Annotated in this window: 21 protein-coding genes and 1 tRNA gene; 9 read left to right on the forward strand and 13 right to left on the reverse strand. The window is 71.8% G+C overall.

Features of this window, described 5'->3' with window-relative positions:
* Positions 1 to 37: 37 nt before the first annotated feature.
* Entirely contained in the window at positions 38 to 1,429 is a 1,392-nt protein-coding gene (locus D9R02_RS07475) for a molybdopterin molybdotransferase MoeA (protein WP_121566674.1), read from the reverse strand.
* A gap of 66 nt (positions 1,430 to 1,495) precedes the next feature.
* On the opposite strand from D9R02_RS07475, the gene moaA reads away from it, so the two are divergent.
* From moaA to D9R02_RS07490, 3 genes are read left to right on the forward strand one after another with little or no spacing between them, the layout of a single operon-like run.
* Positions 1,496 to 2,572 (forward strand): GTP 3',8-cyclase MoaA, encoded by a 1,077-nt coding sequence (gene moaA / locus D9R02_RS07480; RefSeq protein WP_121566675.1) that lies wholly within the window; start codon positions 1,496 to 1,498, stop codon positions 2,570 to 2,572.
* Positions 2,573 to 2,576: 4 nt separating this feature from the next.
* Positions 2,577 to 2,840, forward strand: coding sequence for a MoaD/ThiS family protein (locus D9R02_RS07485; protein ID WP_121566676.1), 264 nt, complete (start codon positions 2,577 to 2,579; stop codon positions 2,838 to 2,840).
* Complete coding sequence (locus D9R02_RS07490; protein WP_239356852.1) at positions 2,833 to 4,161, forward strand: molybdopterin molybdotransferase MoeA; 1,329 nt, start codon at positions 2,833 to 2,835, stop codon at positions 4,159 to 4,161. Before D9R02_RS07485 ends, D9R02_RS07490 begins: the two co-directional genes overlap by 8 nt.
* A gap of 45 nt (positions 4,162 to 4,206) precedes the next feature.
* Here the strand turns inward: D9R02_RS07490 and D9R02_RS07495 are convergent, their stop codons facing one another.
* The 6 genes from D9R02_RS07495 to D9R02_RS07520 all read right to left on the reverse strand — a co-directional run bounded on the left by D9R02_RS07495 (position 4,207) and on the right by D9R02_RS07520 (position 8,275).
* A complete protein-coding gene (locus tag D9R02_RS07495) occupies positions 4,207 to 5,382 on the reverse strand; it encodes a GNAT family N-acetyltransferase (RefSeq protein WP_121566677.1) in 1,176 nt (391 codons plus the stop codon).
* 199 nt (positions 5,383 to 5,581) lie between these two features.
* Positions 5,582 to 6,292, reverse strand: a complete 711-nt coding sequence (gene rplA / locus D9R02_RS07500) for a 50S ribosomal protein L1 (protein WP_019309668.1) — start codon at positions 6,290 to 6,292, stop codon at positions 5,582 to 5,584.
* An 86-nt stretch (positions 6,293 to 6,378) separates the two neighbouring features.
* Positions 6,379 to 6,810, reverse strand: coding sequence for a 50S ribosomal protein L11 (rplK, locus tag D9R02_RS07505; RefSeq protein WP_019309669.1), 432 nt, complete (start codon positions 6,808 to 6,810; stop codon positions 6,379 to 6,381).
* Between the two features lie 132 nt (positions 6,811 to 6,942).
* A complete protein-coding gene (nusG, locus tag D9R02_RS07510; RefSeq protein WP_121566678.1) occupies positions 6,943 to 7,827 on the reverse strand; it encodes a transcription termination/antitermination protein NusG in 885 nt (294 codons plus the stop codon).
* A 45-nt stretch (positions 7,828 to 7,872) separates the two neighbouring features.
* Positions 7,873 to 8,139, reverse strand: a complete 267-nt coding sequence (gene secE, locus D9R02_RS07515) for a preprotein translocase subunit SecE (RefSeq protein ID WP_019309671.1) — start codon at positions 8,137 to 8,139, stop codon at positions 7,873 to 7,875.
* Between the two features lie 63 nt (positions 8,140 to 8,202).
* Positions 8,203 to 8,275, reverse strand: a tRNA-Trp gene (locus D9R02_RS07520).
* 238 nt (positions 8,276 to 8,513) lie between these two features.
* Between D9R02_RS07520 and D9R02_RS07525 the strand changes: the two genes are divergently transcribed.
* Complete coding sequence (locus D9R02_RS07525; protein WP_121566685.1) at positions 8,514 to 9,725, forward strand: pyridoxal phosphate-dependent aminotransferase; 1,212 nt, start codon at positions 8,514 to 8,516, stop codon at positions 9,723 to 9,725.
* 1 nt (position 9,726) lies between these two features.
* The gene (locus D9R02_RS07530) at positions 9,727 to 10,095 is read left to right on the forward strand and encodes a hypothetical protein (protein WP_019309673.1); all 369 of its coding nucleotides are present in this window, start codon (positions 9,727 to 9,729) and stop codon (positions 10,093 to 10,095) included.
* Positions 10,096 to 10,331: 236 nt separating this feature from the next.
* Here the strand turns inward: D9R02_RS07530 and D9R02_RS07535 are convergent, their stop codons facing one another.
* The 3 genes from D9R02_RS07535 to ppk2 form a co-directional block, all read right to left on the reverse strand.
* Positions 10,332 to 11,813 carry a PepSY-associated TM helix domain-containing protein gene (locus D9R02_RS07535; protein WP_121566679.1) on the reverse strand — a complete coding sequence of 494 codons (1,482 nt, stop codon included), beginning with the start codon at positions 11,811 to 11,813 and terminating at the stop codon, positions 10,332 to 10,334.
* A 74-nt stretch (positions 11,814 to 11,887) separates the two neighbouring features.
* The gene (locus tag D9R02_RS07540; RefSeq protein WP_121566680.1) at positions 11,888 to 12,550 is read right to left on the reverse strand and encodes a hypothetical protein; all 663 of its coding nucleotides are present in this window, start codon (positions 12,548 to 12,550) and stop codon (positions 11,888 to 11,890) included.
* Between the two features lie 61 nt (positions 12,551 to 12,611).
* Complete coding sequence (gene ppk2, locus D9R02_RS07545; protein ID WP_029603156.1) at positions 12,612 to 13,523, reverse strand: polyphosphate kinase 2; 912 nt, start codon at positions 13,521 to 13,523, stop codon at positions 12,612 to 12,614.
* A gap of 227 nt (positions 13,524 to 13,750) precedes the next feature.
* On the opposite strand from ppk2, the gene D9R02_RS07550 reads away from it, so the two are divergent.
* The gene (locus D9R02_RS07550; protein ID WP_019309677.1) at positions 13,751 to 14,782 is read left to right on the forward strand and encodes an ATP-dependent 6-phosphofructokinase; all 1,032 of its coding nucleotides are present in this window, start codon (positions 13,751 to 13,753) and stop codon (positions 14,780 to 14,782) included.
* 115 nt (positions 14,783 to 14,897) lie between these two features.
* On the opposite strand, the gene ygfZ is transcribed toward D9R02_RS07550, so the two are convergent.
* From ygfZ to D9R02_RS07565, 3 genes are all read right to left on the reverse strand, one after another.
* Positions 14,898 to 16,100, reverse strand: coding sequence for a CAF17-like 4Fe-4S cluster assembly/insertion protein YgfZ (gene ygfZ / locus D9R02_RS07555; protein WP_121566681.1), 1,203 nt, complete (start codon positions 16,098 to 16,100; stop codon positions 14,898 to 14,900).
* Positions 16,097 to 16,717, reverse strand: coding sequence for a nitrobindin family protein (locus tag D9R02_RS07560; RefSeq protein WP_019309679.1), 621 nt, complete (start codon positions 16,715 to 16,717; stop codon positions 16,097 to 16,099). The genes ygfZ and D9R02_RS07560 overlap by 4 nt, the downstream gene beginning before the upstream one ends.
* A 115-nt stretch (positions 16,718 to 16,832) precedes the next feature.
* The gene (locus D9R02_RS07565) at positions 16,833 to 17,441 is read right to left on the reverse strand and encodes a hypothetical protein (RefSeq protein WP_121566682.1); all 609 of its coding nucleotides are present in this window, start codon (positions 17,439 to 17,441) and stop codon (positions 16,833 to 16,835) included.
* A 253-nt stretch (positions 17,442 to 17,694) separates the two neighbouring features.
* On the opposite strand from D9R02_RS07565, the gene D9R02_RS07570 reads away from it, so the two are divergent.
* The 3 genes from D9R02_RS07570 to D9R02_RS07580 all read left to right on the forward strand — a co-directional run.
* Positions 17,695 to 18,384: a response regulator transcription factor gene (locus tag D9R02_RS07570; RefSeq protein ID WP_059281393.1), complete on the forward strand. Its 690-nt coding sequence runs from the start codon at positions 17,695 to 17,697 to the stop codon at positions 18,382 to 18,384.
* 34 nt (positions 18,385 to 18,418) lie between these two features.
* Complete coding sequence (gene mshD / locus D9R02_RS07575) at positions 18,419 to 19,330, forward strand: mycothiol synthase (protein ID WP_121566683.1); 912 nt, start codon at positions 18,419 to 18,421, stop codon at positions 19,328 to 19,330.
* 78 nt (positions 19,331 to 19,408) lie between these two features.
* The coding region (locus D9R02_RS07580) for an NUDIX hydrolase (RefSeq protein ID WP_147435336.1) at positions 19,409 to 19,837 on the forward strand (429 nt) is incomplete at its 3' end.

Here is a 19,837-nt window from a genome sequence, read left to right on the forward strand (position 1 = left end):
GTGCGGGCGGGTGTGCGTGCGGGCAGGCTTTCCGGGTTCAGGGGCCGTTCCAGGCTCCGCGAGGTGCTCCGGTCGCCGCATCCGAGGTCTCCGAGCGACAGGCCATCGCTCCGGTCGCCGCGTCCGAGGTCTCCGGGTTCCGGGTCACCACCCCGCCGTCGAGGACGAGCACATCCACCTCGGTCCCCCGGGGCAGGGTACCGGTGCCGGGCGGGATGCCGACGAGCACGTCCGCCCGGGCGGCCGCGGTCAGCAGGTGGGAGGACGCGCCACCCACCAGCGCGACCCGCGGCGGCGCGCTGGGCAGCAGCGTGGCCCGACGCAGCTGGGTGCGGGACTCCAGGGGCTTTACCGGGGCGTCCAGCCGGGCAGAAGCCCAGCGCGCGGGCGGGCAGCAGGCCCACACGTCCGCGAGCGCGGCGCGCACGAACACCTCGCACGAGACCCACGTGCTCACGGGATTGCCCGGCAGGCACAGCACGGGTGTCCCCCAGAGCAGCCCGCAGCCCTGCGGACCTCCGGGCTGCATGTCCACGTGGCCGAACCACATCTTCGTGCCCGCCCGTTCGAGGCCCTGACGCACCACCTCGAAGGCGCCCGCGCTGATGCCTCCGCTCGTGACCACGAGGTCCGCGCGTGACTCCTCCAGTCCCTCGCGGAGGGCCGTGAGGAACGCGTGGGGGTCGTCGTCCACGCGCAGCCGGCTCACGTGCTCGGCACCGTGGCCTGTCAGCCACGCCTCGAGCAGCGGCCCGTTCGCGTCGTGCACGGACCCCGCGGGCAGCGGTCTGCCGGCGGGCCCCACCTCGCCCCCGCCACTGACCACGAGCACACGCGGACCGTGCTGCACCGTCACCGGGTCCTCCCCCGTGAGCCCGAGCGCCGCGCACGCCCCCAGCGCGGCGGCTCCGAGCACCGTTCCGGCGGGCAGTGCCACCTCCCCCCGGGCGACGTCGCTGCCGGCCTCCCGCACGAAGCTGCCCTCCCGCGGGACGTCGGCGGCGGCAACCGTGACGGTGGGGGTGTCGAAGCGCGGGGGCAGGACGCGCTCCACGGGGATCACGGCATCGGCTCCCTCGGGGAGCACTGCCCCGGTCATCACGGCGGTCGCGGTGCCGGGGGCGCGGGGCGCCGGGGCGGCCCCGGCGGCGCGGGTGCCGTGCACGGGGAGCGTGACCTGCCCTGCCCTGTGCGCGGGGGCGAGGTCCGCGACCCGCACCGCGAAGCCGTCCATCTGCGAGTTCGTGTGGGGTGGCAGGTCCAGAGGAGCCACGAGATCCTCCGCGAGCACGCGCCCGCGAGCCGCCGCCAGTGGAACCGGCCGTGCGGCGTCGTCCTCGCGGCCCCGGGCGCGGGCGCAGCGGAGCAGGGCCCGGACCGCCTCCCGGTGCTCGGAGATGGTGCGGTGCGCGGACGGGGTGCGGGACATGGGTCCAGGGTAGTCACCCTCCCGGGGGCGGCGAGGGTGTCGGGGTGGAGACCTACACTGGGGCGCATGTCCGTTTTCCTCGGCAACCCCCAAGTGCTTCCCACGCGGGGAGTGCCCACGCAGGGACCGCTGACGGACCGTTTCGGACGAACCGCCACGGACCTGCGCATCTCCATCACCGACAAGTGCAACCTGCGGTGCACCTACTGCATGCCCGCGGAGGGCATGCAGTGGCTCCCCCGAGAGTCCCTGCTGACGGTCGAGGAGATCGTGCGGCTCGCACGCATCGCCGTGACCGAGTTCGCAGTGCGGGAGATCCGCCTCACCGGGGGTGAAGCTCTCATCAGACCGGATCTCGAGCAGCTGGTGCGGGCCCTGCGCACCGCGCTGCCGGGCGTGCCCGTGTCCATGACGAGCAACGGGATCGGCCTGGCCGCTCGCGCGCAGGGGCTCGCGGACGCGGGCATGACACGGGTGAACATCTCCCTGGACACCCTGTGCGCGGAGACCTACGAACGCCTCGCTCGCCGCGGGCGGCTCACCGAGGCGCTGGACGGCGTCGCCGCGGCCCAACGCGCGGGGATGAGCCCCGTGAAGATCAACGCGGTGCTGATGCGGAACGTCAACGAGCACGAGGCACCCGAGCTGCTGCACTGGGCGCTCGAGAACGCGTGCGACCTGCGCTTCATCGAGCAGATGCCCCTGGACGCGGACCACGGCTGGACCCGGGAGAACATGGTGACCGCCGCGCAGATCCGCGAGAGCCTCTCCCGGGACTTCGACCTCGCCCCGGACACCGCGCCCCGGGCCGGTGCACCCGCCGAGAAGTACCTCGTGCGGCGGAAGGCCGAGGACCGGGTGGTGGGCACCGTGGGCATCATCGCCTCGGTGACCGAGCCGTTCTGCGAGGACTGCACGCGCACCCGCATCACCGCCGAGGGCCACGTGCGCTCGTGCCTGTTCTCCCACCACGAGACCGACCTCATGCACCTCCTGCGCTCCGGCGCCACCGACGCCCAGGTGACCCAGCGCTGGCGCGAGGCCATGTGGGTCAAACCCAGGGCGCACGGGATGGACCACACCGGTCTGGACTCCGGGGACTACATCCAGCCGGACCGCAGCATGAGCGCGATCGGGGGCTGACGCGGTGCGCGTGAGGTATTTCGCCGCGGCGGCCGCCGCCGCCGGCACCGAGGAGGAGCACGTGGCCACGCCCTTGGCGCTGAGCCGTACCGACCTGGCGCAGCTGCTCGTGAGCCTGCACCCCGTGGCTCCGCCCGGTGAGCCCGCCCTCGCGCAGGTGCTCCCCCGCTGCTCGTGGCTCGTGGACGGCGTGGCCGCCCAGGATCCGCACTCGCCCGTGGCTCCCGGCGCCGCCGTGGACGTCCTGCCACCCTTCGCCGGTGGGTGAGCCCGTGCCCTCCCCGGACGGGCCCGTGTGGGCCCGCAGACTCGCATCGCGGCAGCACGCGGGGCGGGACGAGGCCCGGGATCTCGCGCACCGCGCCGGAGCGGCGCTCGCCCAGCGTGCCGGAGCCGATCCGGCCTCCGGGCGGCGTGGGCCGGCCGCGGGCACCGGAGGCGTGCCCACCGATCAGGTGCCACTGGCACGGGCGTCCGGGCGGGTTCTCGCCGAGGACGTGGAGGCCGCCTGCTCCGTGCCGCACTACGCCTCCAGCGCGATGGACGGCTACGCGGTCCGCGGTCCCGGGCCGTGGGACCTGGTGACCGGCGGCTCGCCATCCGCCCACTCGGAACCCGGTGCCCCGGTGCCTCTTCCCAGCGCGGCGTCTGCGGTGGCCCTCGCACCGGGCACTGCCGTCCCGGTGGTCACGGGGGGCGTGATTCCCGAGGGCACCACGAGCGTGGTCCGGGAGGAGTTCTCGTGCCGCTCCGGCTCCATCGTGCGCCTGGCGCCGGGCGCCCCTCCCTCCGAGCTGGAGGGCCGCCACATCCGCGCGGCGGGCACGGAGTGCCAGGCCCACGAGGTGCTGTTCCACGCCGGCCGGGTGCTGTCCCCCGCGGACGCCGCCCTCGCCGCCGTGGCCGGACTGGACCACGTCCCCGTCCGGCGGGCACCCCGGGTGGCCCTGCTGCTCACGGGCTCCGAGGTGCGCACCAGCGGTGTGCCCGCGCCCGGTCTGGTGCGGGACGCGTTCAGCATGTCCGTGCCCCACGTGGTCACCGCGTACGGAGGCGTGCCGGGCACGGTGCACCGTGTGGACGACGATCCCGCATCCGTGAGCTCGGCCTTCCGGGAGGTGTGCGCAGAGCACGACGTGGTGATCACCACCGGGGGCACGTCCCGCTCCGGGGCGGACCAGGTCCGCCCGCTGCTGGAGCGGGAGACCCGGGTGCTCGTGGACCAGCTCGACCTGCAGCCGGGGCACCCCGCCCTGCTGGGTGCGGCAGAGCGCAGTGCGGTGCTGGCCCTGCCCGGCAACCCCCTGGCGGCGCTCACGGTGCTGCTGCTCGTGGGAGGGCCGCTGCTAGCCGGCTTCGCGGGGCACCCCGCAGCGCAGCTCGTTCCCGCCACCGTGGGCGCGGACGCGGCAGGCGGACGGCGGGAGAAGCTCGTGCCCGCACGACGCCGCGGGGACGCGTGGGAGCCGTGCCGCGCCGTCGGCCCCAACATGCTGCGGGGTCTGAGCGAGGCAGAGGGGCTGCTGAGCATTCCGCGCGCCGGCCTCGTGCCCGGAGACCGCACTGTGGTGCTGCCGCTGCCCTGGTGACCTCCGGTGGAACGCCCCGCGTGGGGCGGCACGTCCCCCGAGGGGTCAGACGACGCTGAAGTCCTGCTCCCAGATCGCGGACTGCCCGGCCTCCTGGAACCCGAGCTGCGCGTTCACCCAGTTCATGCGGTCGTTGCCGCTGTGGGTCCACGAGTACACGGTGGTGACCTCCGGCGCCACGGCCGCGAGCTGCTCCAGATTGGCCAGCTTGAGACGCATGCCCAACCGGTGGCCGCGGTGCTCCCGCACCACGAGCGTCTCGTCCTGCAGCGCCAGCACGGGGCGGTGCTGCGCGAGGATCAGCTCGGTCATGCCCACCAGCTCACCGGTGCGCAGGTCCTGGACCACGGCCATGAGCGAACGGTCGCCGTCCTCCTGGCGCAGCTGCTCGGTGCGGCGCACCCGGTCACCGTCCCAGGGATCCGGATCCGCCACGATGGGGCGCACGAACGAGTCCGTGGGGATCTTCGCGTGCAGCTGCGCGAGCGGGGCGAGCAGCTCCTCGGGGGCCTCTCCCACCCACGTGTGCATGCGGTAGTGCTCGGCGAACGGGCTCGAGCTCAGGGACTCCTGGATGCGCTGCAGCCGGGTCTCCGCCAGGGGAACGGGCAGCAGGGCGAAGCTGCTCACCGTGCGCAGGCCGTACCCGGCGTGCTGGGCAAAACGGGTCTGACGGTGGCTGGCCGGCAGCCGGCCGGAGCCGTCCGCAGCGTCCAGCCACGCCACCGGCGCGCCGTGACCGCCGGAGGGCTCCTCGCCGTCCGAGCTGCCGTCCACGCTGCCGTCCCCCGGGCCCGCCGGATCCCGGGCCTCCGACGCGGGGTGCTCGGTGACGAGCCGGACCAGGCGGCGGGACTCTCCGTGCGCCAGCTGCTCAGCAGCACCCAGGAGGCCGCGTCCAATGCCCTCCGACGTCTCGTCCGGGTCCACGTGCACCACGATCTGCGCCATCCCGGTGTCCGCGATCAGCGGCATCCGCACCTCGGCGCGCCCCACCAGCCGGTCCTCCAGGAAGGCGCACAGGATGTTGACGCGCTCGTAGGGGTCCTTGAGGTCCCGGAAGATGTCGTGGGCCTCGTTGCTCAGCTGGTCCGTGCCCCACACGTGGCGTCGGGAGGACTGCACCAGGGAGGCGACGTCCCCCAGCAGCCGCTGGGCGTCCGCGTCGAACGCCTCGGGGATGCGCAAGAGCTCGATACGTACCGGTGACGACTGCGTCACTGTGTTCTCCTTCCGTGCCGTCCACAGCCCGGACGGCACCCGGTGGCGGATCCGCGCCGGGATCCAACCTCCAGTACATCATGGAACGCCCATGGCGATCCGGCCCCGAACATGGCAGTAGGGCCCGGCCTGGGACGGCACGGACCCTACTGTCACTGCTGCACCGTGGCACCCTCCAGGGCCCCACGGCGAGCCGGGATCACGCCTGGGCGTTCACCTCGGTGGCGTTCGGGTCCACGGGGATGCCCGGGCCGAACGTGGTGGCCACGGTGGCCTTGGTGATGTAGCGACCCTTGGAGGCGGAGGGCTTCAGACGAAGCACCTCCTCCAGGGCTGCACCGTAGTTCTCGGCGAGCTTCTGCGCGTCGAAGGACGCCTTGCCGATGATGAAGTGCAGGTTGGAGTGCTTGTCGACGCGGAAGTCGATCTTGCCGCCCTTGATGTCGTTGACGGCCTTGGCCACGTCCATGGTCACGGTGCCGGTCTTGGGGTTCGGCATGAGGTTGCGGGGACCCAGGATCTTGCCCAGGCGGCCCACCTTGCCCATCATGTCCGGCGTGGCCACGGCGGCGTCGAAGTCCGTCCAGCCGCCCTGGATCTTGGCGATCAGGTCGTCGCTGCCCACGAAGTCGGCGCCGGCGGCCTCGGCCGCGGCGGCCTTGTCACCGGTGGCGAAGACGACAACGCGGGCGGTCTTGCCGGTGCCGTTGGGCAGGTTCACGGTGCCGCGGACCATCTGGTCCGCCTTGCGGGGATCCACGCCGAGACGCATGGAGACCTCCACGGTGGGATCGGACTTGCTGCCCTCGGCCAGTTCCTTGGCCAGGGCGACCGCCTCGGCGGGAGCGTAGAGCTTGCCCGCCTCGATCTTCTCGGCAGCTGCCCGGTATGCCTTGCTGCGCTGTGCCATCTGCTTCTTCTCCTTGTGCAGTTGTGGTCTGCGGACCGCGCTCGGCCCTGCCACGATGAAGTGTGTTGCTGGTGAGTCGGGAGGACTCAGTTGACCTCGATGCCCATGGAGCGGGCGGTGCCGGCGATGATCTTCGCGGCGGCGTCGATGTCGTTGGCGTTGAGGTCTTCCTTCTTGGTCTCGGCGATCTCACGGACCTGGTCCATGGTGATCTTGCCCACCTTGGTGGTGTGGGGGACGCCGGAACCCTTGGCGACGCCGGCGGCCTTCTTGATCAGCTGAGCGGCGGGCGGGGTCTTGGTGACGAACGAGAACGAGCGGTCCTCGTACACGGTGATCTCCACCGGCACGATGTTGCCGCGCTGGGATTCCGTGGCCGCGTTGTAGGCCTTGCAGAACTCCATGATGTTGACGCCGTGCTGACCCAGCGCCGGACCCACGGGAGGAGCCGGGTTGGCGGCGCCTGCCTGGATCTGCAGCTTGATCAGGCCTGCGACCTTCTTCTTCTTGGGAGCCATGTGATGGTCCTCTTTCTGGCTGTGCGTACCGCCGCACAGGAGCGTACGACGGCGGGTGGTCGCCGTGGCGCGGCGACCGGACGGAGAAGCCCCGGACCAAAGCGCATCCGGGGAACTCCGAAGTCTGGGGTGCTAGATCTTGGTGACCTGGTTGAAGCCCAGGGTCACGGGGGTCTCGCGCTCGAAGATGGAGACCAGCACCACGAGCTGCTGGGATTCCACCTTGATCTCGGAGATCGTGGCCGGGAGGGTCTCGAACGGGCCCTCCTTCACGATCACGGACTCACCCACCTCGAAGTCCACCGTGACCTGCGGGGCGGCGCCACCCTGGGCGCCCGCGCTGGAGCCGGCGGTCTCGCCGAGGCCCTTGGCCTTCTCCGGGGTCTCGAACGTGGGTGCCAGCATGTCGAACACTTCGTCGAGGCGCAGCGGCGCGGGGTTGTAGGCGTCCTGGCCCACGAAGCCCGTGACGCCCGGGGTGTGGCGCACCGCGCCCCAGGACGCGTCAGTGAGGTTCATGCGCACCAGCACGTACCCGGGGATGCGCACGCGACGCACGGTCTTGCGCTGGGAGTTCTTGATCTCCACGACCTCTTCCATGGGCACCTCGATCTGGAAGATGTCCTCTTCCATGTTGAGGGACTGGATGCGGGTCTCGAGGTTGGTCTTCACGCGGTTCTCGTAACCGGCGTAGGTGTGGATGACGAACCAGTCGCCCTCCTGGCGGCGCAGGTTGGCCTTGAACTCGGCCACGGGATCCACCTGGTCCTCGGCCGCCTCCTCGGAGACCTCGACCTCCACGAGCGGCACCGGAGTGGCCTCGCCGTTGCCCTCGGCGACGTCGAGGTCCGCCTCCTGGACGGCCTTCTCGTCGGTGACGTCCTGCGAGTCCGTGGGCTCGGCGGACGCGACAGTGTCGGACACGCTCTCCGCCGACTCCTCGCGCGCAGCGTCCCCGGACGGGGTGTCGAGCTGCGCGGGCTGAGTGTCGTCGTTCTCGAGCTCGTGATCGGTCACTGGCTTCTCCTGCTTTCTGTGGACGGCTGGACGTGCTGCGCGGTCTTACTGGGCCTGGTCGCCGTTACCGAAGAGCCAGAGGGCCAGCTGCCCGAAGGCCAGGTCCAGCAGGGAGATCAGCACCATCATGAAAGCGACGAACACCAGCACGACCAGGACGTAGTTGACGAGTTCCCGCCGGGACGGGGTGACGACCTTCTTGAGCTCCCCCACGACCTGGCGGATGAACAGCCAGATCCGTCCGAAGAAGCCGCGCTTGCGCTCCGAACCGGCGGGTTGACCCGGGGTCTGTCCTGTGACGGTGTGCGACATCGGCTCTCCCCTGCGTGAAGCAGCTTCTCGGCGGTGGTGTTCGTGCCGTGGTGGGTCGTGAAGCAGGGCAGACAGGACTCGAACCTGCAACCTGCGGTTTTGGAGACCGCTGCGCTACCAATTGCGCCACTGCCCTTCATCTGCCGCGTCGAGGGAACCACGACCGCGGCAACGGTGCCCGAGCCTATCACCGGCTCGTGTCACCCGGATCCGTTCCGCCGTGGGGCAACGGGGTCCCGGGTGGCGGCACCAACCAACTATGGTACGCGGCCGCCTCGTTCCGTGCAAAGCCGGGGGCGGGGCACCTAAGCTGGGAGACCAGCGCCCGGGTTCCGCCGCGGGCGACGCCAGCCAGCCCAGGAGAGATGATCCCCATGTCACCAGCGCAGCAGCGCATCTCGCACCGGATCGCGGCGATCGCGGAGTCCGCGACCCTTGCGGTGGACGCGAAGGCCAAGGCCCTCAAGGCCGAGGGTCGTCCCGTGATCGGGTTCGGCGCGGGCGAACCGGACTTCTCCACACCGGAGGACATCGTGGCGGCCGCGGCCGAGGCCCTGCGGGACCCGGCGAACTTCCGCTACTCCCCCGCCGCCGGTCAGCCGAAGTTGCGCGAGGCGATCGCCCGGGCCACCGCGCGCGACAGCGGCTGGGACGTCAAGAGCTCGCAGGTGCTCGTGACGAACGGCGGCAAGCAGGCCGTGTACCAGGCCTTCCAGACCGTGGTGGACGACGGCGACGACGTCCTGCTCCCCGCCCCGTACTGGACCACCTACCCTGAGGCCATCCGCCTGGCCGGCGGCAATCCCGTGGAAGTCTTCGCGGGCGCGGAGAACGACTACAAGGTCACCCCCGAGCAGCTCGAGGCCGCCTGCACCTCCGCCACCAAGGCGCTGCTGTTCTGCTCCCCGTCCAACCCCACGGGCTCGGTGTACACCGAGGAGGAGACCCGCGCGATCGGCGAGTGGGCCGCGGCCAAGGGCATCTTCGTGATCAGCGACGAGATCTACCAGCACCTCACCTACGACGACGTGCAGTTCGTGTCCATGGCCCAGGCCGTTCCCGCGCTGCACGAGCACCTGATCCTGCTCAACGGTGTGGCCAAAACCTACGCCATGACGGGGTGGCGCGTGGGCTGGATGGTCGGTCCCGAGGACGTGGTCAAGGCCGCCACCAACCTGCAGTCCCACCTCACGTCCAACGTGAACAACGTGGCGCAGGCCGCCGCACTCGCCGCCCTGGAGGGCCCCATGGACAAGGTGGCCGAGATGCGGGAGGCGTTCGACCGGCGTCGTCGGACGATCGTGGACGGGCTGAACGCGATCGAGGGCGTGAACTGCCCCGTGCCCACGGGCGCCTTCTACGCGTACCCGGACGTGACCGCCCTGCTCGGACGCGAGTTCGACGGCGTCACGCCGCAGACCTCCGCCGAGCTCGCGGAGCTGATCCTCGAGAAGGCCGAGGTGGCCGTGGTCCCGGGCGAGGCGTTCGGCCCCTCCGGCTACCTGAGGCTGTCCTACGCGCTGGGTGACGACGACCTCGCCGAGGGGCTCTCCCGGCTGCAGGCGTTCCTGGGAGGGAAGAACTGACATGGCAGCCACCGACACCGTGAAGAGCCTGGACGCGCACCTGCCGTCCCCCGTGGCCGTGCCGAGTGCGCTCCTCGTGGGCGCCGGGCTGATCGGCGGCTACGGCATCGCCCGCGTCACCGGCGTGCGCGCGCTGGGCGGCGTGGTCCTCGCGGCGTGCGGCGCCGCGGCGGGCCGCACGTGGCTCGCGTCCGCCGGGCCCTCGACCGCCACGAGCCTCGGGATGCTCTACGGCGGGAGCTTCGGCGCGTCCCACCCGCTGGCCAAGAAGATGGGCGCGTGGCCCTCGGTGCTCACGGTGGCCGCGGTCAACGCCGCGGCCTCCTGGGCGCTCGTGGACCGTCACAACTTCGGGCCCGACGCCGCCTAAGCCCGTTCCCGGCACGCCGCACCGCGCGCACCACCTGACACCGCGCTGAAGCGCACCACGGCCGCGGGCCCCACCGAACGGTGGGGCCCACGGCCTTCCTCACCCCGTGCGCGGGTGGCGGGCACGGGCCGGTGCCGGGTGACGGGACCCTAGCCCCGGTCCATCCCCTCCAGTGAGGGCGCCGGCAGCGGAGCACCGTCCTCTCCCGCGTCAACGCCCGCGATGCCCCCGCGCCCTCACTCCTGTGAGGCGGCCCGGGCCGCGGTGCCGTCCGAGCGGCGTCGTGCCCGGAGCCCCAGCAGCAGGTCCACGGCCAGGAAACCCAGCAGCGAGAGACCCAGCAGCGGGACGAACAGCCCCACGGCGACCGTTCCCAGCCCCAGCGCGAGCCACGCCCACACCGGGGTGGCGCGCAGGGCCCCGCGCGGCGGCAGCGGACCGAACTGCACCCCCGCGGCCCGGGTGGGGCGGCGCCGCCACCACATGGAGTACCCGCTCACCACCAGCACCACGATCGCGGCGGCAAGTGCGAGCAGCACGAGCTGGTTGGGCAGCCCGAACAGCAGCCCCATGTGCGCGGCGATGGCCCACTGGGTGAGCTTCGCGGGAAGGCCCCACTCGGAGAACCACACCTGGTCGGTGACGTGCAACCGCTGCGGGTCCACCGCCACGCTGTCCACCTGGGTGGGCCAGGAACGCTCGTTCTCGGAGACCGTCCACGCCGCCCCGTCCGCGGCGGCAGGCTTGAGCTCCACGATCCGCGAGTCCAGGCCCGCCTCCCGGGCGGTGGCCAGCACCGCGTCGAAGGAGCCCTGCACCCCGGCGTCGTCGGGTCCCTGGTGACCCTGGTGCCCGTCGTGACCGTGGTGACCGGCGTGCTCGTCCTCGGCTCCGCCGCCGGAGGCCCCGCCGAGGTCGGTGGAGACCTTCGGCGTGGTCCAGTTCAGCGCGGTGCGCAGCTGCGCCACGTTCTCCCCCGCGTGCGCGGACCACGTGAGGCCCGACGCCGCGAGGAACAGGAAGCCCACCGCGAGCCACACGCCGGTGGCGGTGTGCCAGGAGCGGGTCCGCCGGTAGGCGTTCGCCTCTGCGGGCCGGGGCACCAGCGTCACCCGGGCGCGTCGGCCCCGCGCCACACGACGCCGGTGCAGAACCACCATGCAGAGACCGCTCAGGGCGAGGACCCACAGCCACGAGGCCGCCAGTTCGCTGTAGAGCCGACCGGGCTCGCCGAGGAGCAGGTCCCGGTGGAGCCGGTCGATGGTGGTGCGCAGCGGAAGGGCCCCGCTGGTGCCGTACACGGTCATGTCCCCCGTGACGCGTCCCGTGCCGGGATCCACGAACACCGCACGGGACTCGCCCCGTTCCAGTGCGGGATCCGCGAACATCACACGCGTGGTCCCGCCGTCGGACGCGGGCCGGACGTTCACCGGCGAGTCGGGTGAGCCGATCGAGCGCCGGGCGGCGTCGACCTGCTCGTCCAGGCTCAGGGGCTGTGCCGAGGCGGTGCCGGTGAGCGCATCCGCGTAGACCACCCGCTCCAGCTGGGGGGTGAACACGTACAGGGCCCCGGTGACCGCGGCGACCACCAGGAAGGGGCCCACGAGGAGCCCCGCGTAGAAGTGCAGCCGTCGCAGCAGCGGCAGCAGCCACACGGACATGATGGGCGCGCCGGTGCGGGCGCGTTCGGACGACGATGCATCCAGTGCTGTGGACATGGTGAAGTACCTCTCGATGAAAGACAGGCCGACGGCACCCCGTGCCTGACGGGGTGTGGTCGGTGGTGGACTGCTCAGATCGAGAGGAGGGGCGGCCCGCGCCGCGAGATCACGCGCACGGGCGACCACGTGCGCGGTGGCAGGAGGTGGGCCAGCGGGACCGGGCGCAGCCCGTGGCACGGCACGAGCACCGGGCGCAGCAGCACCACGGCCGAGAAGAGGAGCTGGACGGCGGCGTGCAGCAGACGCCACCAGCCGTCCTCGGCGTGGCGCAGCAGCACGAAGGTCACTGCAGCGGCCGCCAGGTGGGCCCAGATCATGGGGCCGTGGAGCATCTCCGCGCCGTGGGACATCCCCGGGACCGGGCTCGCAGCCGCGGCCTCCGTCAGACCGGCGCCGCCGTGACCGGCCAGGGAGTGCAGCACGGACGGGTCGTGGTGCGCGTGGGAGCTCGCCCCGGCGGCGTGGCGGGGGGATGCCGGGGAGCCCGAGTGACCACCTGCCGAGAAGATCACGTGGAACGGCACCTGGCTCAGCAGTACTGCGAACCCTGTGCGCAGCGCGCCCATGCGGTGCCCGGCGAGCAGCACGCAGGCCATCCCCGCCAGCGTGAACGCGACCCCGAGGAGGAGCGCGCTGGGCGGGCTGGGATCGATCGCGTAGTGGGACGTGCCCGCGCAGAGGATGCTGATGCCAGCGGCCGCCCAGCCTCGGAGGAACCGGGCGGGGCGGCTCACGGGCGCGCTGGAATCCATCGGGTGGCCTGGGGCAGGTGGGGCAGGTGCTGCGGAGTGCGGCTCAGTCGTCCACGGCGTCCCGGCCGCGGCGCACGATCAGCGGGTCCGGCGGGTACACCACCGAGGTGTCCTTGTCCTCGTAGTCGAACTGGTTGAGGAAGAAGCGGATGGCGTTGAGCCGGGCACGCTTCTTGTCGTTGGACTTGATGGTGATCCACGGGGCGTGGTCCGTGTCCGTGCGCCGGAACGTCTCCTCCTTGGCCACCGTGTAGTCCTCCCAGCGGTCCAGGGACGCGAGGTCCATGGGCGAGAGCTTCCAGCGGCGCACGGGGTCGATCTGGCGGATCGCGAAGCGGGTGCGCTGCTCGTGCTGCGTCACGGAGAACCAGAACTTGGTGAGGTGGATCCCCGAGTCCACGAGCATCTTCTCGAACACCGGCGCCTGCAGCATGAACTCCTCGTACTGCTCGTCCGTGCAGAAGCCCATGACGCGCTCCACGTTGCCGCGGTTGTACCAGGAGCGGTCGAACAGCACGATCTCGCCGTTGGTGGGCAGGTGCTGGATGTAGCGCTGGAAGTACCACTGCCCTTGCTCACGGTCCGAGGGCTTGTTCAGCGCCACCACGCGGGCGGCACGCGGGTTCAGGTGCTCCGTGAAGCGCTTGATGGTGCCGCCCTTGCCCGCGGCGTCCCGGCCCTCGAAGACCACCACATGCTTGAGGTCGTTGTCCTGGCCCCAGTACTGGAACTTCAGCAGCTCGATCTGCAGCTGGTACTTCTCCAGCTCGTAGTCCTCCCGGGACATCCGCTCGTCGTACGGGTAGCCCTCGCGCCACGTCTCCACGGCGCTTCCCCCCGGGTCGATCAGGTCCGGGTCCGGGGACTGACCGTCCCGCACCGTGTACCCCTGGTCCACGAGCTTGTCGATGAACTCGCGCAGGTTCTCACGGGCCGGTTCTTGCTGGGCGGTCATCTGGTCCTCCTGGTGGCCTGGCGTCGCGAACGGCGTGTTCACAGTTCTCGGCTCCGATCTTAGTTCCCCGCATTAACCCCGGGTGAATGTCCGGGGCGTGCCGTGGCGAGAACGTTCACGGAACCCGTCCGTGCGCGGGGGCGTCGCCCGCCCCGCACGAACCCCCGGTCACTAGGATGGAGGGTGTCAGAACGACCACGACACCACAGAGGAGCACTGACCCCATCATGCGAATCGGGCTTATGACCAGCGGCGGCGACTGCCCCGGGCTCAACGCGGTGATCCGCGGGGCGGTGCTGCACGGCATCAAATCCTTCGGCCACGAGTTCGTGGGCTTCCGTGACGGCTGGCGCGGCGTGGTGGAGGGCGACATCATGGAGCTGCCCCGCCAGAGCGTGCGCGGCCTCGCCCGTGAGGGCGGCACCATCCTGGGCACCTCCCGGACCAACCCGTTCGACGGCCCCCACGGCGGGCCGGAGAACATCGCCAAGGTCCTGGAGAGCAACAACATCGACGCCGTGATCGCGATCGGAGGCGAGGGCACCCTGGCCGGGGCCAAGCGTCTCGCGGACGCCGGGCTTCCGGTGGTGGGCGTGCCCAAGACCATCGACAACGACCTCCAGGCCACGGACTACACCTTCGGCTTCGACACCGCGGTGTCCATCGCCACGGACGCCATGGACCGGATCCGCACCACCGGCGAGTCCCACCACCGCTGCATGGTGGCCGAGGTGATGGGCCGCCACGTGGGCTGGATCGCACTGCACTCCGGCATGGCCGCCGGCGCCCACGCGATCCTCATTCCCGAGTTCCGCGAGTCCATGGAACAGGTCTCCGAGTGGGTGCGCGAGGTCCACGACCGTGGCCGGTCCCCACTGGTGGTCGTGGCCGAGGGTTTCATCCCCGACGACCGCGAAGAGGCCATTGCGGGCAAGGGTGTGGAAGCCTCCGGCCGACCGCGTCTGGGCGGCATCGGCGAGTTCGTCACCCAGGAGATCGAACGCATCACGGGCATCGAGACCCGAAACACGATCCTGGGCCACATCCAGCGTGGCGGCGCCCCCACGGGCTTCGACCGGGTGCTGGCCACGCGCCTGGGGATCGCCGCCGTAACCATGGTGACGGACCAGGAGTGGGGCAAGATGTGCGCCCTGCACGGCACCGACGTGGTCCGCGTGGACTTCTCCGCGGCTCTCGACGGTCTCAAGGCCGTCCCCCAGGACCGCTACGACGAGGCCAAGGAACTCTTCGGCCGCTGAACCCTGCTCCACGACGTGGGCCCTCGGAGGGACTGCCTCCGAGGGCCCACGTCGTCCTGGTGCCGCCGTCACCCGTCGCGTCCACCTGTGGCCTGGGGCGACGACGCCGCACGGCTCAGATCCGCATGCCTCCGCCGCGCGGTCCGCGCATGAGTCCACCGGCTCGGCCGACCACCGAGCCGGCCTCCGGCGGCACCACCACGGTCTGCGACGCCGCCCACTGCTCCGCTGCGGGAGCGGAGCCGTCGGACTCCTCCTGGTCCACGGCGTGAGGCATCTCCCGCACGGTGAGCACCGCCTCCGGATCCACCGAGCGCTTGAGCACGGCGAGGGCGATGGGCCCTGCCTCGTGGTGCAGCTGGGCCGCTGTCACACGACCCACGACCCGCCCGGACAGCTCCACCGCCGCTCCTGCCTCCGGCAGGGTGTGCTGGGAGCCGTCGAGGTCCAGGAAGGTGAGCCTGCGGGGCGGGCGCCCCAGGTTGTGCACGCGCGCCACGGTCTCCTGACCGCGGTAGCAGCCCTTGGACAGGTGGACGGCCGTGCGCATCCAGTCCAGCTCGTGGGGAATGGTCTTCTCGTCCGTGTCCGCGCCCCACCGGGGACGCCAGGACTCGATCCGCAGCGCCTCCGCGGCCCACGACCCCGCGAGCTGGAAACCTTCCCGTTCGAGGGCCTCGACCACGGGCTCCAGAACGTCCCGCGGCACGAGGTGCTCGAACCAGGTGCGAGCGCTGCCGGGGTGGTCCTGCTCAGCGGCGTACCCGTGACCGCCCACGGCGATCCCGGGCCAGGGGTCCTGCCACGCCGGGCCCACGGCGGGGCCCGAGCGGTCCGGGAGCAGCGCGGGGATCCGTGCGGAGAGGTCCTGCGCGGCCGCCAGAACCGCCCATTGTGAGGACACGTCCTGCACGTCCACCCGGAGGGCAAAACGCATGGAGGTCAGCCAGTCCGTCAGACCGGAGGTCTCCCCGGCCTCGGTGATGAGCCACGTGGTGGTGCCATCGTCCACGACGTGGGGCGCGTACTCCACGCGTCCCTGCACGCTGAGGAAGAGGGCCTCGGTGCTGCGGCCGGGTTCCAGGGAGGTCAGCACCTGGGAGGAGAGCGTGGTGAGCCAGCTCAGCCGGTCCGGGCCGCTCACGGTCACGACGCCGCGCTGGGACTGGTCCACCACGGCTCGTCCGCGGGCGAGGGCCCGCTGCTCCGGGACGGGGTCACCGTAGTGGGCGGCCACCCCGGCGTCGAGGCCCTGGGCGGGCACCGCTCCGTGACGCCCCAGCAGCACGGACGAGGACACGGAATCCGCCGTGCTCACGACCGCGGATCGGCCGTGGGCTCGAGCTTGGTGAGCTCGGCGGAGGCGTGCGTGGCCAGCTCCCGCCCCTGGGCGGCCATGTCCCAGGCCCACATGAGGTGGTTGTTCACGAGTCCGTAGAGGCGCGTGCCGGACTGGTACTCCTTGGCACCCTGGGCGCGGATCACGGCGTCGGTGCGCAGGTCCACGCGCGGGCCCTTGATCTGCCCGAGGTACAGCTCCGCCACCCCGCCGGGCTGGAGGATGCTCACGGAGATGTCGAAGCCGCCGTCCGCGTTGCGCAGCTTCTCGACGTCCTCCGCGGAGGTGAGCACGGGGACGGGATCGGGGGGCAGCATGCCGGGGCCGATGTCCCCGTCCTCACGGGGACGCGCGAGCTCCCAGAAGCCCTGCTCGTACGTGGCCTCGCGCTGCGGCTCGCCCTCTTCGTCGAGGAGCGTGGTCTGCGCGCGGTAGATCACGAACGGGAGTCCGGTCTGCTCGAACGTGACGCGCTGGCGGAAAGCGCGCTGCTCGGCGTCGCCGTACCCCATGAAGCCGTTGCCCTCCCACGTGCCCAGGAGCCACGCGAAGGGGACGAGTTCGGGGGTCAGGTCAGAGGGGATCTCGATGGGCACGAGCTACATCTGCCCCTTGAAGAGGCTGAACACGACCTTCGCGCCAATTCCGAGGATGGCGAGGGTCGCGAGACCCAGGAGGACCAGGTAGAAGATTTCGAGTGCAAGCATGGCTTCACGCTACCACGGCGGCCAGTACCTGACCCGTGAAAACTGCCACCATTCCCAGCAGCGCCACGGGCGTCACACCGAGTGTGATCATCCCCCGCCGCGCCAGGTTCTCGGGGGCCGCAGAGATCACGCGGGCACCCGCGACCACGAGGATCACGGTCAACGGGGCGCCCACACCGGCCACGGTGAGCCACCCGCTGAGACCCTGCTCGTGGGCCACGGTGGAGAACGCGATCCACCCGGAGGCGGCCACGGCCGCGAGCACCCCCGTGACGGACGCCAGAGTGGACTCCAGCCGGTACTTCGCACCCTCACCGCGCACGAGCTCGGCCACGCACACGGCCATGAACGACACACCGATGACGGCGGGCAGCCACACGAGACGCTGCGACGGCACCAGCTGCACCAGAAGGCACACCAGGGTGCCGGCCGAGGCGATGAGCACGTTGTGGCGGCGCCGGGCCTGGATGCCCGCCGCGGCAGGCCACCCCACGCCGATCGTGACCGCCATGCCCACGGAGACCACGAACGGCGCCCAGCCCCCCAGGAGGCCGGCCGTGAGCGCGAGGACCAGCGCCACCACGGCGGCGATGATGATGCGCGCGTACTTCATGGGGAGGTTCCTCCGGGCCGGCCTGCGGGCGGTGATCTGTTCCGCGCCCTGGTGCCAGGGTAACCGCCATGCGTCCCCCGCCGGGCCCCGACCACCCGCCGGGCGCGGCCGGGGCGGTGGTCGGGACCGCGCTGCCCAGGGGCCGGGCCCCGGTGGGGTGCCCCGCGGCGTCGGCACACCCCCGCCTATACTGGCCCGGTCATCGGCCGGGCCCGCTCGGGGCCGGTCCCCACGCCTGCGAGCGGAGCACACCGTGTCCCACATCGCCCTGCTCAGCCCCGCCCCCGGTGCGGTGGACACCGCGCTGCCCGCCCTCGAGCTGCTCCCCCACACGGTCTCGGTGCACCCGCTGACGGCGACCGGAGCGCTCACCGGACCGAGTCGCCCGGATGTCGTGGTGCTGGACGGAACCGCCGATCTCGTGGGCGCCCGCAACGCGGCGCAGGCGCTCTCCGCCGCCCAGCGCCCGCTGCCCGTGCTGCTGAGCGTGACGGAGGGCGGAATGGCGGCCGTGGCGGCGTCGTGGTGCGTGGACGACGTGGTGCTGAGCACCGCGGGGCCCGCCGAGGTGGAGGCCAGGCTGCGGCTCGCGAGCGCGGGAGGTGCCGCGCCGGAGCCGGAACCCGAGGGGAGCGTGCTGCGCGCGGGCTCGCTCAGCATCGACGAGGACTCCTACACGGTGAAACTCGCGGGACGGGCCCTGAACCTCACGTTCAAGGAGTTCGAGCTGCTGCGGTTCCTGGTCCAGCACGTGGGCCGGGTCTTCACCCGCAGCCAGCTGCTGTCCGAGGTGTGGGGCTACGACTACTACGGCGGCACCCGCACCGTGGACGTGCACATCCGGCGGCTGCGCGCCAAGCTCGGCTCGGACCACGAGCACCTGATCACCACGGTGCGTAACGTGGGGTACAGCTTTGCGGCAGGCAGGGAGACCTCTGCCTGAGCACCGCGCCGACGACCGCCGAGGAGGCACCGCCATGTCCGTCACCGTGACCCCGTACGACAGCATCCCGTTCCCCGAGGACCTCGTGGCCCTCGCGGAGCACTCCCGCGCGCACGACGGCGAGCCGCCGTTCTCGGACCAGACGCTCGTTGAGCTGCGCTCCGGCCGGGCGGGGGTCACATGCGTGGTCGCCACCGATGGCGAGGACCTCGTGGGAGCCGCCGTGGTGATGCCCCAGCCTGACGCCGCCTCCACGTTCACCGTGGAGCTCACCGTGGACCCGGAGCACCGCAACCGGGGCGTGGCCACGGCCATCGCGGGCCAGCTGCGCGGTCTCGTGGACGGCACCGTGGAGGCCTGGGCGCACGGTAACCAGCCCGCGGCGCGCCGGCTCGCCGAGCTGCACGGACTCACCGCTGTGCGTGACCTGCTGCAGCTCAAGCGCACGGTCGCCGGCGCCCAGGACGTGCCCCTCGAGGTGTCGCTGCCGGAGGGCGTGGAGATCCGCGCGTTCGAGGTGGGCCGGGACGAGCAGTCCTGGCTGCGGGTCAACTCCCGCGCCTTCGCCCAGCACCCCGAGCAGGGCCGTCTGACGCTGTCCGACCTGCAGCAGCGCGAGGGCGAGTCCTGGTTCGACCCCGCCGGTTTCCTCCTGGCGGTGACCACCGAGGACCCGGACCGGGTGGTGGGCTTCCACTGGACCAAGGTGCACACGGGCGGCGAGGGCGCCGCCGACCTGGGCGAGGTCTACGCCGTGGGCGTGGACCCCGAGCAGCAGGGCGGCGGCCTGGGCCGCGCGCTCACGGCCGCGGGCATCAACCACCTGGCCGAGGAGGGACTCGAGGAGGTCATGCTCTACGTGGACGCCGACAACACGGCGGCCGTGTCCCTCTACGAGTCCCTGGGCTTCGAGCGCTGGCACGTGGACGTCCTGTACCGGGGCTGAGCCCCGCTACCATCGGTACGGGATCCCCGCCCCCTCCCTGCGGGCGGCACGCGAGTTTCGGAGCACGGAGAGCAGAGCATGGCGAAGAACAGCACCCTGAGCACGTACGACATCCTCGCCGCGGGGTGTCTCTGCTGGCGGGTGGTGGACAACGAGCTCCAGGTGCTGGTGATCCACCGTCCCCGCTACGACGACTGGTCCTGGCCCAAGGGCAAGCAGGACGACGGCGAGACGCTGCCGGAGACCGCCGTGCGCGAGCTGCGCGAGGAGACGGGGCTGCGCATCACCCTGGGGGTCCACCTGGGCGACTCCGAGTACAAGGTCCGCGGCAACGACAAGCTCGTGCGCTACTGGGCGGCCGAGGTCTCCCCCACCGCGCAGACGGCCCCGGAGGACGACGAGGTGGACGAGATGCGGTGGGTCACCCCCGCCCGCGCCCACGAGATGCTCAGCAACAAGGACGACCGCGCGCCACTGGAGCGGCTCACCCGGCTCTACTCCCAGGGC

This window comes from Kocuria rhizophila (assembly GCF_003667225.1).
Taxonomy (GTDB): domain Bacteria; phylum Actinomycetota; class Actinomycetes; order Actinomycetales; family Micrococcaceae; genus Kocuria; species Kocuria rhizophila.